General features: G+C 38.5%; 13 protein-coding genes and 1 pseudogene. 5 read left to right on the top strand and 9 right to left on the bottom strand.

Features of this window, described 5'->3' with window-relative positions; translation table 11 throughout:
- Positions 1-980: 980 nt before the first annotated feature.
- Entirely contained in the window at positions 981-2,432 is a 1,452-nt protein-coding gene (locus APR43_RS01705; RefSeq protein WP_082356399.1) for a DUF1254 domain-containing protein, read from the bottom strand.
- Positions 2,433-3,366: 934 nt separating this feature from the next.
- Between APR43_RS01705 and APR43_RS01695 the strand changes: the two genes are divergently transcribed.
- The 4 genes from APR43_RS01695 to APR43_RS01675 all read left to right on the top strand — a co-directional run bounded on the left by APR43_RS01695 (position 3,367) and on the right by APR43_RS01675 (position 9,150).
- A complete protein-coding gene (locus tag APR43_RS01695) occupies positions 3,367-3,603 on the top strand; it encodes a DUF6965 family protein (RefSeq protein WP_053471304.1) in 237 nt (78 codons plus the stop codon).
- A gap of 390 nt (positions 3,604-3,993) precedes the next feature.
- The gene (gene dinB / locus APR43_RS01690; RefSeq protein ID WP_053471303.1) at positions 3,994-5,175 is read left to right on the top strand and encodes a DNA polymerase IV; all 1,182 of its coding nucleotides are present in this window, start codon (positions 3,994-3,996) and stop codon (positions 5,173-5,175) included.
- A gap of 4 nt (positions 5,176-5,179) precedes the next feature.
- Complete coding sequence (locus tag APR43_RS01685) at positions 5,180-8,233, top strand: DNA polymerase III subunit alpha (protein ID WP_053471302.1); 3,054 nt, start codon at positions 5,180-5,182, stop codon at positions 8,231-8,233.
- A 212-nt stretch (positions 8,234-8,445) separates the two neighbouring features.
- Positions 8,446-9,150: an SOS response-associated peptidase gene (locus APR43_RS01675; protein WP_240514911.1), complete on the top strand. Its 705-nt coding sequence runs from the start codon at positions 8,446-8,448 to the stop codon at positions 9,148-9,150.
- Between the two features lie 88 nt (positions 9,151-9,238).
- Here APR43_RS01675 and APR43_RS01670 read toward each other — a convergent pair whose 3' ends face one another.
- The 5 genes from APR43_RS01670 to APR43_RS01650 form a co-directional block, all read right to left on the bottom strand.
- Complete coding sequence (locus tag APR43_RS01670; protein ID WP_053471300.1) at positions 9,239-9,529, bottom strand: hypothetical protein; 291 nt, start codon at positions 9,527-9,529, stop codon at positions 9,239-9,241.
- A gap of 9 nt (positions 9,530-9,538) precedes the next feature.
- On the bottom strand, positions 9,539-9,841 hold the full coding sequence (locus tag APR43_RS01665) for a hypothetical protein (protein WP_053471299.1): 303 nt from the start codon (positions 9,839-9,841) through the stop codon (positions 9,539-9,541).
- A 152-nt stretch (positions 9,842-9,993) separates the two neighbouring features.
- The gene (locus APR43_RS01660) at positions 9,994-10,431 is read right to left on the bottom strand and encodes a DUF1810 domain-containing protein (RefSeq protein WP_053471298.1); all 438 of its coding nucleotides are present in this window, start codon (positions 10,429-10,431) and stop codon (positions 9,994-9,996) included.
- A 141-nt stretch (positions 10,432-10,572) separates the two neighbouring features.
- Positions 10,573-10,827, bottom strand: a complete 255-nt coding sequence (locus APR43_RS01655) for a hypothetical protein (protein ID WP_053471297.1) — start codon at positions 10,825-10,827, stop codon at positions 10,573-10,575.
- A 61-nt stretch (positions 10,828-10,888) separates the two neighbouring features.
- Positions 10,889-11,554, bottom strand: a complete 666-nt coding sequence (locus APR43_RS01650) for an IS6 family transposase (protein ID WP_053471296.1) — start codon at positions 11,552-11,554, stop codon at positions 10,889-10,891.
- Between the two features lie 462 nt (positions 11,555-12,016).
- On the opposite strand from APR43_RS01650, the gene APR43_RS01645 reads away from it, so the two are divergent.
- Entirely contained in the window at positions 12,017-13,525 is a 1,509-nt protein-coding gene (locus APR43_RS01645; RefSeq protein WP_053471295.1) for a sensor histidine kinase, read from the top strand.
- A gap of 795 nt (positions 13,526-14,320) precedes the next feature.
- Here APR43_RS01645 and APR43_RS01640 read toward each other — a convergent pair.
- From APR43_RS01640 to APR43_RS24770, 3 genes and pseudogenes are all read right to left on the bottom strand, one after another.
- Positions 14,321-15,475: a cation:proton antiporter gene (locus tag APR43_RS01640; RefSeq protein WP_053471294.1), complete on the bottom strand. Its 1,155-nt coding sequence runs from the start codon at positions 15,473-15,475 to the stop codon at positions 14,321-14,323.
- 67 nt (positions 15,476-15,542) lie between these two features.
- Positions 15,543-15,995 carry an Hsp20/alpha crystallin family protein gene (locus APR43_RS01635; protein WP_053471293.1) on the bottom strand — a complete coding sequence of 151 codons (453 nt, stop codon included), beginning with the start codon at positions 15,993-15,995 and terminating at the stop codon, positions 15,543-15,545.
- Positions 15,996-16,227: 232 nt separating this feature from the next.
- Positions 16,228-16,804, bottom strand: a pseudogene (locus APR43_RS24770) (carbonic anhydrase); the annotation flags it as partial.
- Positions 16,805-16,868 lie beyond the last annotated feature (64 nt).

Here is a 16,868-nt window from a genome sequence, read left to right as displayed (position 1 = left end):
AGATAAATTTTCTATCGATCCCCGACAGGACATCCAAACCAAATTCTTGAAGCCATTGAAAGACAGACACTACACATAGTAAGCCAATTTCTTCAAATCATCTAAAAAAAATGTCGAAATTTGTCCCGTAGGGAGCACAAACACGCCAAATGGCGCCAATTGAAGACAATGGGCGCCATTTTTTTATAATCTCACTTATTTTTATTAGTCTAAAGAGCCGGGCTCCTCAGCAGCCCTAGCCCCGATAGAAGAGAAATCCTTTTGTGCCGGGGTTCGGCACAAAAGATTGCTTCGCCAGTTCGCTAGCGCTCGGGTGGAACGGATAGCGGGAAAAAGCTCCAAAAAAACAATATCAAACCAAAAAAGATACAACCAAAAATTACCACAAGGCGACCGTAATTCCCAAAACCCGACCAAAGCCCCAAAACACGCAGCCAAAAACACCCAGCCCCTATGACCCGCAGAACCCTTATAAGGAACCCCAAAGCGGCCCCAAAGACATAAGGGGGAAGGACATAGAAAAGGACCTTATAGAGAATAACCCATCTAAGGGGTTTGAAACAGACATTGATACTAAAAAGAACAATCAGGCTGAAAATGATCCCTTTGAGACCATAGAACCGGATCATGATAATCAAGTGAACAAGGAATTCGAAATTGGGCAGCTTGACCGTGAGGAGCTAAAAGAAGATGAACTGGTCAGAGATGAAACTGGTGGTGCACCGGGCAATACCAAATCTTCCCGGCGAAGATTTTGATTACTAAATTTGACGTATAAAAAAACCGTTAAAAATAATAACGGTTTTTTTATTCCTTCTATACTTTAGCGGTAATATCCTTTTGAGTACTTTTTTCACCCGGTAATTCAAATTTACCGGTTTATTAAAAAAACTTTTATAGGACCCCTTAAAAATATTTGTTATGCACATTTCAGGATAATTAAATGCTGATACTTTAATTTCCTGAATTCCGGTTTGTATTTATTTCACTTCTTCCACATTCCCCATCTTCCATGTCTTATCGAAAAATCCTTTTTCAGGACCGTAAAAACGCGCCAGCAGTTCGAATTTCCTTTTCGGATCTGTCGGAACCCAATTGGATTGTTTTCCCTCAGGAGCAGTAGCACCAAAATAAATATCCACAGAACCGTCTGGATTTTTCTTTAAGCCCGGACTTGTAGAAGCCCGGCTGGAATATTTCATGCCGGGAATCAGGGCATGGGTTTCGCGATCATAAGCCGTTACAGACCAATATAGTTTTACGGGAACTTTGGCCGGCAAATGGAGTTTATACAGCTTCGAGCCATCAAACTGCTGGCCGTTTTTATCCTTAACCGACATTAAATAAAACTGCCCCGTTCCCAGTTTTTTGGCACTGAAATAGGCCATGGAATAGCTTATGGCCCTTTCATCAACAGGATAAATATTGGGAGCCGTATAATTGGACATAATAGCTTTCACCACATCCTGCGATGCAGGTAATGCCCAGTTTGTGCCTTCATAAAAAGCAGGTGTAAAGATTTTTTCGTACTTCTTGTCAATCCAGTTATGCGCGTCTTTTATGGCGGCATTCAGGATTTCCTGTCTTCTGGCATCTGCCTGGAAAACTTTCCCTTTCTCAATACCGATGGTTTTTAACTGATCAATCATAACCAAATCTCTCTGCAGCCAGGGTTCGCGCTGCACAAACTGGTTTAACACTTCAAAAAAATGAAAGTTATAAGGGATTGTATTTCCAAAGGAGGCATCTATTAAATCCACAAATGTTGTTTCTGAAGGGCTGTCCGCTTCTGCAAAGGGATAAATTTTTACTTTTCTTCCGTATTCCACTGCCCTTTTAACATCATTAGGGCTTCCGTCAGTCAGGTTAGAGCGAAGTATAGCATAACCGGTATAGGTTGCCGAGGGCATTGGGATATATCCAAATGGTACTGCCCCCGTATAATTGGGCGGCAAAATAAGATATTTGCCCCCTTTTCCCTTGTCGACACCCGCCGGGCCAATATCTTCTATAGCGGTCTGCCAGGCATCATCCAAACTTCCGGTAAGTGAGGAAACCCCTTCGGCTGCCGGAATTTCCAGCACCACCGGGCCTTGTCTGGTATCAAAAAACGGATTAATGTAAATGACATCCGGATTTGGGGTTAAAGTCTGGTTTTTGGAACTAATTAATCCTGACCAGTACACCACCTGATTATAGTCTCCTTTAACTTTTATCAGGCTTTCATGCATGAGTTCAGAATTTACGGCGGGCATTCCCCAGATGACAGCTTCAACTGCGCGATTGTAAACCAGCTGTTCCTCAAAATCTGCAGGTTTGAATGCCGCTGTTGCTGTAGTATCAGCAACAGCTGTGGTCCCATTTGTTTTTGTCGATTTAGTACAGGATACTAAAAAGCAAACTAATGCAAGTGCTAAAATTTTTGATTTCATGTCTTTTAGGTTTGTTTCTTAAGATGGATAATGATTCGCAATTAAATTTCAGATCAACTAAGGAGTAAATTATTTAACTCTGGCTACAGAGATGTTAACTAATTAATTTTTCGTAAGCCAGCTACATAAAAGTAGGAAAAATTCGCATACAAAAAACACAAGTCATTAGTAAATAATATATTAGTTTTGTTTGTTTTTTATATAAAGCCAGGTGAATTAAAGAATATTATCTCCTCTGCTATTATAACCTTCTAATGAAGTCTTAGTTAATTTTCAAAAGAGTTTTCACAGTTGCCAGCGCAGTAGCACTATCTAATGACATCTTACAAAAATGGACAAAAGACGTAAAGAAGAAAATATCCTTAATTAAAATGGCAGCCACTAAAAACGGGTTCAACTTCCCTAGCCCCGATAGCAGTGGAAATCCTTTTGTGCCGGTGTTCGGCATAAAAGATTGCAACGAATAGCGGGAAAAAGCTCCAAAAAAACATTAAACCAAAAAAAAATATGCCACCCAACCTACCCCGGACACCCCTTTAAAAAAAACAACAGCAATAATTAAATTCAAAAAATAAAATTACAACTTCCCATACAACCAAAAATTACGATCATGAAGACCGTAATTCCCAAAACCAAATCAAAGCCCCAAAACACGCAGCCAAAAACACCCAGCCCCTATGACCCGCAGAACCCTTAAAAGGAACCCCAAAGCGGCCCCAAAGACATAAGGGGAAGGACATAGAAAAAGGACCTTATAGAGAATGCCCCTTCTAAGGGGTTTGAAACGTATTGTAAAAAGTAAAAATAAATTAGGCATAGCAATTTGATGACTGCCAGTATAGTTGGAACAAAAGCAGAGAAGACAACTTAAATTTTAAGCCAACAAAACCCCTGAGCCCTTGACAGGCTTACACTTTTTGCCTAATTTTGTCCCATGACTCCAGATGAAATAAAACGCTACTTTGAAGCCACGCCCCCGCCTCAGAAAGTGGATTGGAAACCATGGGCGAAAATCACAGATTCCCAGGTTTTTCTCAAAAGCTGCTACTCCACTATAAACAATTACAAAGGAAGCCTTGATATGTGCCCTGCATGGTGGCATTTAAAAGATTTTTACTTACTTGTTAGACGAACTTCACAGGAATCTAAAGGTGAAAATCAATCTGAATAAGCTCAAAATTTCTTTTTTACTTTAAGTTCACTACTACATTTTTTTCCTCTTAATTTTTACTTTTTACACTGTTATATTATTTTGCTGCCGCCTCTTATGGGGCGGTTCAGGCATATACCTAAGCAATTGAAATAATTTTATTCTAATTTTCTCTTCCTGATCCTGTTGCTTTTCGAATCCATTATATAAATTTTTACAAATCGTCTCTGCGTTATATTTCCATAATTCAATCCGCCGTAAATTCTGAATAAACTATAAAAAGTCCATTTTTCTCTATTTTGAAATCCCCCATAAAATAAGATATTTTTAATTTTGTTATCATTTATAACATAATTGATTTTACAAATTGTTCTAATCTATACTAATTTTGACCTGTATAAAGAGAAGATTATGACAAGGGCAATTGTACACATAGATATGAATACGTTTTTCGTTTCGTGCGAAAGGCTTACCAATTCTGAGCTTCATGGCATTCCGCTCATTATTGGAGGAGGCGAAAGAGGCGTAGTGGCTTCTTGTTCTTATGAAGCACGACGTTTTGGGGTGCGCTCGGCCATGCCCATTCATATGGCGATGAAACTTTGTCCTCAGGCAAAGGTTATGAAAGGTGATATGGAATTATACTCAAGGCTTTCACATGACATCACCGAAATTATTCAGGAGAAAGCTCCCGTCGTTGAAAAAGCCAGCATTGATGAATTTTACCTTGACATTACAGGAATGGATAGATTCCATGGAAGCTATAAATGGACTAATGAACTCGCACATCGGATCACCGAGCAAACCGGGCTTCCACTCACCTTTGCCCTTTCGGTCAATAAGACCGTTTCCAAAATCGGCACCGGTGAAGGAAAGCAGAAGCAAAACCTTGAAATACCCGAGCATCTGGTGCAGTCTTTTTTAAATCCACTATCAATCCAGAAAATTCCAATGGTAGGCGAAAAGACCTTTCAGCTGCTTTCGCGCATTGGGATCAGGACCATCAAAACCCTTTCAGAAATGCCGGTGGAGCCGCTTCAGCAGATGATAGGAAAAAACGGAATAGAGCTCTGGAAAAAGGCCAACGGCATTGATAATAATCCCGTAGAACCCTATACCGAGAGAAAGTCAATATCCACCGAACATACCTTTTCCCAGGATACAATTGATGTAGCGAAATTAAACAGGCTGCTTCAGGGGATGGTGGAGAAACTGGCTTACCAGCTCCGCTCTGAAGAGTGGCTGACTTCCACTGTCACAGTCAAGATCCGCTACGCCAACTTTGATACTGAAACCAAACAATGCAGGGTTGCCTACACATCGGCCGATCATATACTTACCAAGACTGTAACGGATTTGTTCGATAAATTATATCAGAGAAGAATGAGGCTGCGCCTTATCGGGGTGCGCTTTAGCGGACTGGTAAGGGGAACCTACCAGATTGATATTTTTCAGGATACCGAAGAAATGCTGGCACTCTATCAGGCCATGGACCGGATGAAAAACCGCTATGGATTTGACGCGGTAATGCGCTGCGCCGGAGCTTCCTTTAAGCCCAACAACAAAAATGAAATTTTAAAACGTAAATCGTAATCCCATGTATCTCAACTGCCATTCCTTTCACTCCCTCCGTTATGGCACTATTCCGGTTGAAGAGCTGGTACAGCAGGCATTATCTTTTGGTGTTAAGGCTATGGCCCTTACCGATATCAACACCGTTACCGGAATTTATGAGTTTATAAAACTCTGCCTTGCAGCAGGTATAAAACCCCTTGTAGGTATGGAATTCCGCTCGGAGCATCAGCTTCGTTATATTGCACTGGCCAAAAATGCTAAGGGGCTTGCCGAAATGAACTATTTTCTAACACAGCATAACTTTCAAAATATTGTTTTGCCGCAATTTTCACCTGATTTTGAGCATGTTTTTATCATTTATCCTTTGGAAAATGCTCCATCCGTTCTAAAAGAAAATGAGTATATCGGCATTCGTCCTGACCAGCTGCAAAAATTGGTGTTATCCAATTGGAAAGACAGGCAGCTAAAAATGGTTGTCCTGCAGCCAGTGGTTTTCCGAACTAAAAGGGAATACAATCTGCATAGGATACTTAGAGCTGTGGACCTCAATGAGCTTTTGTCAAAACTGACTTCGGATGATTTTTGCAAAAAAAGCGACCTTATGATACCTCCCGATCAGCTAATCGAATGGTACAAAGACTATCCCCACATTATTCAAAATACAGAAAGAATAATCCAGGACTGCAATTTTAATTATGAATTCCAGACCCCAAGGAATAAAAAGTATTATACCAAAGACAAGAAAGGCGATATTAATTTACTTACCACACTTGCACATGAGGGTCTCATTTGGAGATACGGTCCTCAAAACAAGGCAGCAAAAGCCAGGGTTGAAAAAGAGCTCAAAGTAATCAACGATCTTGATTTCAGCGGATATTTCCTTATTACCTGGGATATCATCCGCTACAGTAACAGCCGGGGATTTCTGCATATTGGACGAGGAAGCGGTGCCAATAGCATTATTGCCTACTGCCTTGGTATAACAGATATTTGCCCTTTGGAGCTTGATCTGTATTTCGAGCGTTTCCTGAATGAAAATCGCAAAAGTCCGCCTGATTTTGATATTGACTGGTCGTGGAAAGAGCGTGACGTAATCCTAAAATACATCTTTGACCGCTATGGATATGAGCATGTGGCATTCTGTGGTACAAATGTCGAATTCAAATACCGGTCAATTTTTCGCGAAGTCGGAAAAGTTTTCGGGCTTCCAAAGGATGAATTGGACCTGCTGGCCAAAAACCCAATGAAAATGCACCAGACCAATGAAATTGTAAAATTGGTACAGCAATATGGGATGATGCTAGAAAAATACCCTAATATGAGAAGCATGCACTCCTGCGGTATTTTAATTTCCGAAGAGCCACTCACCAATTATACGCCGCTGGAAATGCCACCAAAGGGTTTTCCGATCGTGCTTTTTGATATGCATACAGCAGAAGATATCGGCTTTGAAAAATTTGACATCCTGAGCCAGAGAGGGATTGGCCATATTGACGATACAGTGAAACTAATTGAGAAAAACAGAGGGCTTCGAATCAATATCCGCGATACATCATTATCAAAAAACGAGCAGTCAGCCAACAAATTCCTGGCAGAAGGAAAGACAATTGGATGCTTTTATATTGAAAGTCCGGCAATGCGCGGGCTTCTGCGACGTTTGAAATGCGATAATTATAAAACGCTCGTAGCGGCATCTTCTATTATACGACCAGGTGTTGCACAATCCGGTATGATGAAAGAATATATCTTCCGGCACAATAACCCTTCAAAATTTGAATATTTTCATCCCGTCTTCCAGGAGCAACTTGGGGAAACATACGGCATTATGGTTTATCAGGAGGATGTCATAAAAATTGCACTTCATTACGGCGGGCTATCAGCCGCTGACGGAGATATCCTGCGCAGGGCAATGTCCGGAAAAGGAAGATCCAAGGCAGCTTTGCAAAAAGTGAAAGATGATTTCTTTATTTCCTGCGCCGCAAAAGGGCATCCCGAGGCGCTAAGTCAGGAAATTTACCGGCAGATTGAATCCTTTGCCGGATACTCGTTCTGTAAGGCGCACTCGGCATCTTATGCGGTGGAGAGTTATCAGAGCCTTTATTTAAAAGTCCACTACCCTATTGAATTTATGGTGGCGGTAATAAATAATCAGGGAGGATTTTACAGGACAGAAATTTACATCCACGAGGCAAGAATGGCCGGCGCAGTTATTCATAACCCTTGCGTAAATAAAAGCGAGTATGAAACAGCTTTGTATGGCAGTGATATCTATCTGGGGTTTATGCATCTATTAAACATTGATTCAAAGCTCGCTCAGTTTATTTCCCTTGAGCGTACTAAAAACGGTGACTACCTTTCTCTGGAAGATTTCATAAACAGGGTCCCAATGGGAATTGAGAATATTAAAGTGCTGATTTTTATCGGTGCTTTCCGCTTTACAGGTCAAACCAAAAACCAGCTTTTGGTACTCGTAAGTTTGCTGTTAAATAATTTTAAACCCGCCAATCGTGGTTTGATGCTGCTTCAGGAGCCAGCCAAGGAATTTAAGCTCCCCGTTTTGGAACGCTCCGTTTTTGAAGATGCCTTTGATGAGATTGAACTTTTGAACTTTCCAGTTTCCTGTACTGTTTTTGATCTCTTGCAGACCCGGCATCGTGGTGACGTACTGGTTAAAGATCTTTTGAAACATTATAAAAAGCAGGTAAGGATGCTTGCCTATTTAATCTCCACAAAACAGGTGCCGACAAAAAGAGGAAATATGTATTTCGGAACATGGATTGATGTTGAAGGTGCCTATTTTGACACGGCGCATTTTCCTGACAGTCTTGTCCAATATCCTTTTCAGGGGGGCGGGTGTTACCTGCTTTTGGGAACCGTAGAAATTGATTATCATTTTCCAACTATAACGATAAACAAAATGGCCAAAATGCCATTTGTTCCCGATCCGAGATATATGGATTCAGACAAACGGTTTGTCACGCAGAACCAGATTAAACAGGATATCAGCAGTACGGACCGGAAACCCTATCCGCAGGAACATGAAATTAACCTGCCACGCCATCGGATGAAATTTTGATTTTTTATTTATGTAAAGTCCCAATTATGAACTAATTTTGATAGAATGTGAAAAATATAAAAATGATAATAATCAAAAAGGCAAACAGTTTATTGCTGTTTTTCTGATGAAGATTATCTTTCCTATGTTCATTTTCCAAAAGCAGTTTTTCAATGCGCCTTACGTCAAATTGATACCGATTCTTCACTACATTTTGGTGGCAAATCTATCACATGGCAATTGACCAAACTGCCCACAAAAAGTTTAATATTATTAAAATAAGGTATTTTATATACTATAATAATCAAAAAATTATGTGTTACTATGTTCAGCAGTCCGCGGCAATTGAAAATGTAAAACGACGTTTTAATGCAGAAGTGGACAACGAGGAAAACTATCTTCAGTCTGATTTTATAAATGGGTTCGCGCATCCAAATATCCCAATAATCCTCAATTCCTCACCCGGTTTAATTACAACGGACTATACGTGGGGACTGCTTCCATCATGGGCAAAAGATATTGAATTCAGGAAAAACACACTCAATGCGAGGATTGAATCCATAGACGAAAAAGCATCGTTTAAAAATATAACACACAACCGCTGTCTGATAATCGCTTCTGCTTACTACGAGTGGCATTGGAACGATGAAAAAGGAAAAAGCAAGGATAAATACCAGATCAACTCGCAAGATGATGAAATCTTCACCTTCGCAGGGTTATATTCCTCGTGGACAGATCCTGTTTCTAACGAAATAAAAAACACCTATACAATGGTTACCACAAAGGCAAATAAAATAATGTCCTATGTACACAACCATAAATACCGAATGCCTATAATGCTTAAAAGAAATGATGAATCGGCATGGCTGGACCAGTCTGTTAAAATTGAAGATTTTGCATTTCCCTATGAAGGGAACCTTGTCGCATTTCCAGTATAAATTATTCATTTCCCAAACCTGGGAACATTTCAAAAGCTGTGAGCCTATAGCTCGCAAAACTGAATTTTGTAGATTTGTAAATTATCATTTACCCACCCAAACCCTCGTAGTACTTCTTATGCAGATTCTCAACAACTGGCTTTATAAAACTTGTGAAATCTTCAAACTCCTTATCATTTTGAATTATAAAACCGTGCTTGTCCATTATTTCATTTAGGCGTCTGTTACAAAGGGCAACAAAATCATTAAATTCCTCCAGATAATGATATTTTGCCACGTCCTTTTCAACACCGCTCAACTTTTCAAATTTCTTCCTTTTCTCTTTGATCAAAGTTTCAAGTTCCAGTATATACTCCTTTTTAATCTGCTCCTTCTTCATACGCCTTTATTATAGATAAACAGAAATGTCATTATCTTCAGTCCTGATTTCAGCTCTACGGTTGGTAAGCAATTCAGACAATAGATGCTTTATTTCCGATTCCTGCATGCTGTAATCTATTTTCTGGTCCGTATCAAAATGCAGTTCAAGCAGCGATTCTTCTTCGGGAGTTTCATTATGGTTGTCAATCTCTATCCCAAAATAATCCAGTTTCAGTTGGCCTACATGCAGTAAGTCAGCAATAAAATGACTGTCAACTTTTTCAGGTAAGAGCAGCTGCCCTGTTTTATATATTGTTGTGTGCTGATACATATCTTTTGTGTTTAAATTTTATCTTAATAGTAAGGTTCTGTACTACTAATTTAAAATAAAAATTGCAATAAATATACATGTGGATAGCTATTGGCCAATAAAAGGCTATAAATAGTACCAAAATTTACCTGCCTAATGTAATAAAAGCTTCACTATTTATTTTCTTGAGATCTAAGTACTGAGACTGTTTTATCATCCATTAATCCCAGGTAATATTTATCTAATACTCTGAGGAAAATAGGATTTGTATTTTCGATTTGGTTAAAAAGTGTCATACAGGATTTTAGCTTCCTATCGTCGGGTTTACCGAAAATTTCAAGGGCTGTTTTTCCTTGTTGGGATAAAACTGCTTCTGAAATTTCAATTAAGCGCTTTCCCAGTATTGGATCATTAAGGTATTGCTCGGCTTCCTTCAGGTCCTTTATTCCATAATACTGATTATAATCGGTAAAACCAAGCCCCCTGATTTGAGGAAAAATAAACCACATCCAATGACTTTGTTTGCTTCCATTTTTAATTTCATATAAAGCCCTGTGGTAAACATTCTGCTGTGCTATGACAAATCTTTCTATACCATCATCTGGATTCATAACTAATTGTATAAAGATTAATACGTATTACGGTATCCACTTTAGAGGTGAATAGGACTGTTAATAGCTCCATAATAGGATCAATTATGAGATTGAAAAACAGCAGAATATCTGCCGCAAGAATTTAAATAATCATTAAAATCAATCAAGAATACCTTTTCCAAATACTTTTTCAACTTGAAAGATATAAGTATTTAGTATCGGTGTTGCTAAGAAAAATCGGCTGACCGCTGCCGCTGTGGCATCTGTTTTCTGATTGTCAAAGGACCGCTCTAAAAGTGTCGTATAATCCCCAAGTTGGCTTTCATCCAATACTGTCCGTAAATTTCTCTCGGTATTGATAAAGGATTTGAGCATTGGAAAATCATTATTATTATCCTGCTCGTATCTTTCCACTCCAGATTTGGTTCTGTCGCATCTGTCAGAATCAAATATAAGAATTTAAGTAATTTAAAAGTTAGCCTGCTAATTTACAGAATGATTTAAACATAGATATCCCTGGTCTAATCATCTGATTCTTTCTAAGCATATGCACAACTTCAATTCCACTCAATGTTCGTCTTGCTGATTCAAAGTTTTTAAAGCCTAACCCGTTTTGTATTCTCCATTTTATAAATCGATGGTCCTGTTCTACAATATTGTTGAGATATTTACACTGCCGAATTTTAATCTTTGAGAACGAACGCTTGTTATAGACTTGGATCGCTGCGGTATTAGAACCGCTTTTATCAATATTTATTACTCTTGGACGGTAATTATTAGCAATTGCTTTAATTAGAAATGACTGAGCACTCATTCTTTGTCTTCTTCTTGTCAAAAGAAAGTCTACTGTATTGCCTAGTTTATCTACTGCTCTATATAAATAACACCAAATACCTTTTATTTTGATATAAGTTTCATCCAATCTCCAACTTTTACCTACTTTACTTTTTCTCTTCTTCATCTCTGACTCAAGCAAAGGTGTAAACTTAAAAACCCAGCGCTGAATGGTAGCATGATCAACATGAACTCCTCGCATTTTCATGATCTCTTCAACATCCCGATAGCTTAATGTAAACCTAAGCTTAAAATATACTGCCTGCAGTATAATAGATTTCGGATAGCAATGCCCTTTCGTATTCATGAGTTTAAGAATTTAAAAAAGGCAAAGTTAAAACGTATCTAGATGCGACAGAACCCATAAAATGGAAGATTATGTTTATTATGGACGCCCGTCGTATACTTATTGTATATGGCGGGTTTACCATTTTCATCAGAAGTATCACAACTTATATATAACATATCTCAAGAGTTTTAAAATTAAGCAGGAAGGCATCTCATTTTACATTAATTAACTATAAAACAAAAGATGCCCGTCTAATATCTGCATCAATCCATGTTCCTCGTAATCTAAAATCTATCTCAGAGAGAATATTGCAGCAATATCTATGTTAATCATTCTTATTGCTTGATTATCAAATTTAGCTGCAATAGAAATTTACACAATTTCCACCTTAAACATGGGAATTATGAAAAATCCTGATAAGCAGGCATAATACAGTTAATACCTCATTAGGATAACTTTACAGGACCAAAAACATAATCCATGCATCCAAATACGATTCTTCTGCAAGACATAGCGGACAATACCCTTCTGCCTACGGCCGTCTATACTGGTGATAATCTTATGATTGTATTTGCTAACCAAGCTATGACCGAAACCTGGGGAAGAGGAAAGCAGGTGCTGGGCAGAACATTTAGCGAAGTGCTTCCAGATTCTAAAAAAGAATATTTATCTAATCAGGCTCTGAGCGTTTTAAAAACGGGAATACCAATTCAGGCCCGGGATGAAAAAGTAGAAGTCAGCAGAAATGGTGTTATTTTATCCTATTACTTCAACTATAGTTTTATTCCGCTTTACGATCCAGATAAAAATATCTACGGCGTGCTTAATACCGCTGCAGATGTTACAGAACTTCATGAATCCAGAGAGAAGACCCTTAAGGCAGATGAAAGGCTTAAAATGGCAATTGATGCTTCCGGCATAGGAACATACGAGATAAATCTAATAACCAGAGAAGTTACTGCATGCGGAAACTTTAAGCAGATTCTAGCAGTTGATGAACTCAAAGATATTGATACTTTGATTTCAAAAATACATCCCGAAGATCTTGCTGTCCGGGAGAATGCACATAGAGAAGCCGAAATTACAGGGCTGATATCTTATGAAGCAAGAATAATCAGCAGCGTCCAATCGGAGAAGTGGGTAAAAATAACCGGAAAGATTATTCGTGATTTAAATGGATCGCCACAGACCATTATAGGAACTATTCTGGATATTAATGAGCAGAAGAAGTTTCAGGAAGAATTAAAAAAACAGGTTGCACAAAACACAGAAGAGCTTCGCCGCTCCAATGATGATCTTCTGCATTTTGCCCGTATTGTCAGCCATGATCTTAAAGAGCCTGTAAGGAAAATTAAGTTTTTCAATAATCTATTAAAAAATGAGGCGCAGGATTTTATAAAAGAAAAATCTAAAAAATATTTTGATAAACTGGATCAGAGCGCACAGAGAATGCAGAGTATTATTGAAGGGATTTTAGCCTACTCCACTATTAACAAATCCATACAGACTGTTGAAAAAATAAATCTCAATGAGATTTTTGAAAATATTAAGACCGATCTCGAGCTTATCATAAAAGAAAAAGGAGCCATACTGATTACCAGAGAACTTCCTGATATAGAAGGGGCACCAATTCTAATACACCAGCTCTTTTACAACCTTATTCAAAATGCCCTAAAGTTTTCAAAACCGGACCAGCCCCCGCGTGTTACCATAAAATCGTCGATTATAATGGATAACGGTTCGGACTTTTTAAGGATCATCATTAAGGATAATGGAATCGGGCTGGACCCAGTATACGCTGAAAGAATTTTTAATGACTTTGAAAGGCTGCATTCCAAAGATGAGTACGAAGGAAACGGTCTGGGGCTTTCGCTCTGCAGAAAAATAGCAAAAAGGCATAATGGAACAATCAGCGCTTCCGGAAAAAAAGATAATGGTGCAGAATTTACAGTTACTCTTCCATTAAGACAGAGCAGATCTGCAATTTAATTATATTGATTCAGTTGGTCAAATGGCAAAACTGTACAATAGTGGACTTCCCTTAATTTTGCGGCAAAAAGCTAAGGCGGTTGATAAAGATATTTCACAAGGCAAAGTTTTGCGGCAAAACCGCGGCACATCGACTTTTGGAGTTTCCATTAAAAGAGCCGCAGAAGACTAAGGCGGATTCTGTGTAAGCTGTCTTAAAAAAATCAAATAGATTTTTATACCAATCCCCAACAGGACATCCAAACCAAATTCTTAAAGCCAATCAAAAACAGACACTAAATGTAGTATGACAATCTTTTTAAATCGTCTAAAAATTTTACAGAAATTTGTCCTGTTACTCTCACCGCAGCCAAAAGGCACCGATTGAAGACAATTGGCTCCTTTTTATTATAACCTTCTGTTTTTTATTAATCTAAAGCCCCGCCGCATGCTATGTTTTACTGCATCAGTATAAATACGGGATTGGCTGTTGATTAAAAGTGCAAAAAGCGGGTTTGAAGTGCAGTTTTCTAAGACAAAAAACACGTCTGAGGATCCTCGGCACCGATAGCAGTAAAATCTTTTATTGGGGGGTTCACCGCAAAGATTGCAGCGCACAACGGGAAGAGCTCCTAAGAAATAAGCACTGTCAATCATAGTATATTTTATGATGCTGACAGCAATTCATATTATCTTAGACAGGCCGCTCGCAATCAATTTATCACTGGCATATTTATTCTTAGGGAGCTTTTAAAAACCAATTCCAAGAAAAAGAAATTACAGCCCTGCCGGTCAAAAAAAAATAATCTTTCCTTTCTATTTCAGCCTGAAAATCAGCCGCTGGATAATCATAAGCCAGATTGCAGTGAGCATCATAGTTGAAGTAATTACAGCCAATGTTATTTGATACGTATAATTTTCCACTAATTTTAAAGAAGCTGCCATGGTCATTAAAATAAAACTGAATTCCCCTATCTGCGATAAGAGTGCCCCTGCATATAAACTGTCCCGCCAGGAGTTCTTAGTCAGTTTAAAAAGAACCGTATTGATCAGGCTGTTTATAAAGAGTACTGAAAATGAAATCAATATTATTGTACCTGTATTTTGAATAAAAAAATTAATATCTAACTGCAGTCCTACAGCTAAGAAAAAGAAAGCCATAAAAAATACCCTGAAAGGAATAAGGGAACTGCCCAGCCAGCGGGTTGCCTTATCATGCCCGATTAATATTCCTGAAGCAAAAGCACCAAAGGCAGTAGACAAGCCAAACCATCCGCTGATCCAGGCCATTGTGAAACAGATACTAAAGCCGATAAAAACCTGCAGTTCATGGTCAGCAGTAATCTCTTTGCGCATCGGAATTTTAAAAAGTTTTTTTGTCAGAGTCGCTTTCAAAAAAAGAATCATTAGTACACCTCCTGCGCATACTTTTATCAATTGAAGTGCTGATACAGCGGCACCTGACATAAAATTCAAAGCCAGCATCATAGGTATAACCAATATATCCTGCATTAATAATACACCGCAGGTAATCATGCCGAGCTGACTTTTAATTTGGCCTGTTCTGGCCAGATACTGAAACACAATAGCCGAACTGCTGATGCTGATTGTAAAAGCAGTCAGTACAATTGTTGTCATTTCCCATCCCGCATATGATCCAACAAAATACATACAGATAAAACTAAGCACGATCTGAACAACTGAAATCAACAGGGGCTTGTAAAAATTACGCGTGAGATATTGAAGGTCAATGTCGCTTCCTATAGAAAACATCATAATAATGATCCCTATCTCACCAAGTTCTGATATTACATCAGGTTTGTGGATAATATTAAATACCTGAGGACCTAAAAGAACGCCGGCCGCTATGTAGGCGATAAAGTAAGGCTGCTTTAAACGACGCAGCAATAAAATCAGCAATAGGACAATAAGGGAAAGCACAGCTATACCCGAGAATAATTGTGAGAGCATATTTTAAATTATTATCAAGAAAGCTGCCTTTATGGGGCAGCTTTCAATAAAAAATTCATAAAAGTTTTTAAGAAATCTCTATCATCCTTGGTGACTTTTGTCTGGCCTGTTCCAGTTTTGGAATCGACAGCAGTAAAATTCCATTTTCGTATCGGGCACGAATTCTATCTTCGTCCACTACATTTTTAGGAAGTACAAAACTTCTCTGGAAAGACTGGTAGCTGAACTCTCTGCGGGTGTAATTTTCTTCTTGTTTATTTACGTGTTCCTGCTTAAAGGAAGAAATAAGCAGCTGTCCATTATCAAGGGTAACCTTAAAGTCATCCCTGCTCATGCCGGGAGCCGCAACCTCGACTTCATAATTCTCGTCAGTTTCCTTAATATTCACTGAAGGCAGTGTGGTGCTTGTGGTTGAAAAATTGTTGTTTTCCCAATTGAAAAGATCGCGGCCAAAAACATCATCAAAAAACAAGCGTTGGAAAGCCGGCACATGGGCTCCGTTTCTTTTAATAAGATTCATAACAGTAATTTTTAAAATTGTTATACAATAAATTTTTGAACTTGCACAAAGGTGTGCGTAAAGAAAAAAACAAAAAATATGCCAGGGGTTAATTCTGACATTTTTTCATTATTCACTATGAAAAAATGTCATTTTCATTCTAATACGAATGCTTTTTTTCTGTACTGCTTATTTTCAATAGTGAGAGAATCTGCTGTCCTTGCTTTTTACGATCTGAATTTAATACTTTCAGGAAAAATGTCACTTCAGCTGTAGGAATGTCGTGTGATCCTCCAGCAATTCGAATTTCTCCGTTTTCAATCATTTCTTTCAATATCGGACTGCGATGCATTATCCATTAAAAAGTACGTTTAACATTAATGACAGACACATTCTCTACAAAAGCAGCATTGCACGAACTGCGGTTTTCTTATGTATGGGTTTAATCATCAACTTCTGGTATTATTTTGGTCAGCCCCCCTGTAAGTTTACCCATTTCAGCATGGCTGCAGGCACCTTTTACAGCGCTGCATTTTGTATGACCTTATACTGCAGTTATTTTTGAACCTGCCGCTTTACAGCCAAACTCCATGCTGCCTAAAATGTCCTCATTGATAATGTTTCCCGAAATGCGCAGACTGAAAATATGATCAATTCCCGGCCGAAAATTAATTCGGCAGAAGTCCGGCTGTCAATACAGCTTAGAATCACAGCAAAAGGATGCTGTCCGATGAAGTTTCATTGGCCTGCTGCAGAAGATTACGGTTTATTTTCAGGCTTACAAACCTCTTGCCTCCTTCTTTAAAAAAGTATAAAACATTAAAAAACAATAAAAATTACAATTAATATCGGCTGTTTAGAATCTAACTTTAACCTAAAAAATAGGCGCATTAA

This window comes from Flavobacterium sp. NLM (assembly GCF_002210235.1).
Taxonomy (GTDB): domain Bacteria; phylum Bacteroidota; class Bacteroidia; order Flavobacteriales; family Flavobacteriaceae; genus Flavobacterium; species Flavobacterium panici.
The sequence above is the reverse complement of the archived record's forward strand: the minus strand, read 5'-3'. Positions and strand labels throughout refer to the sequence as shown.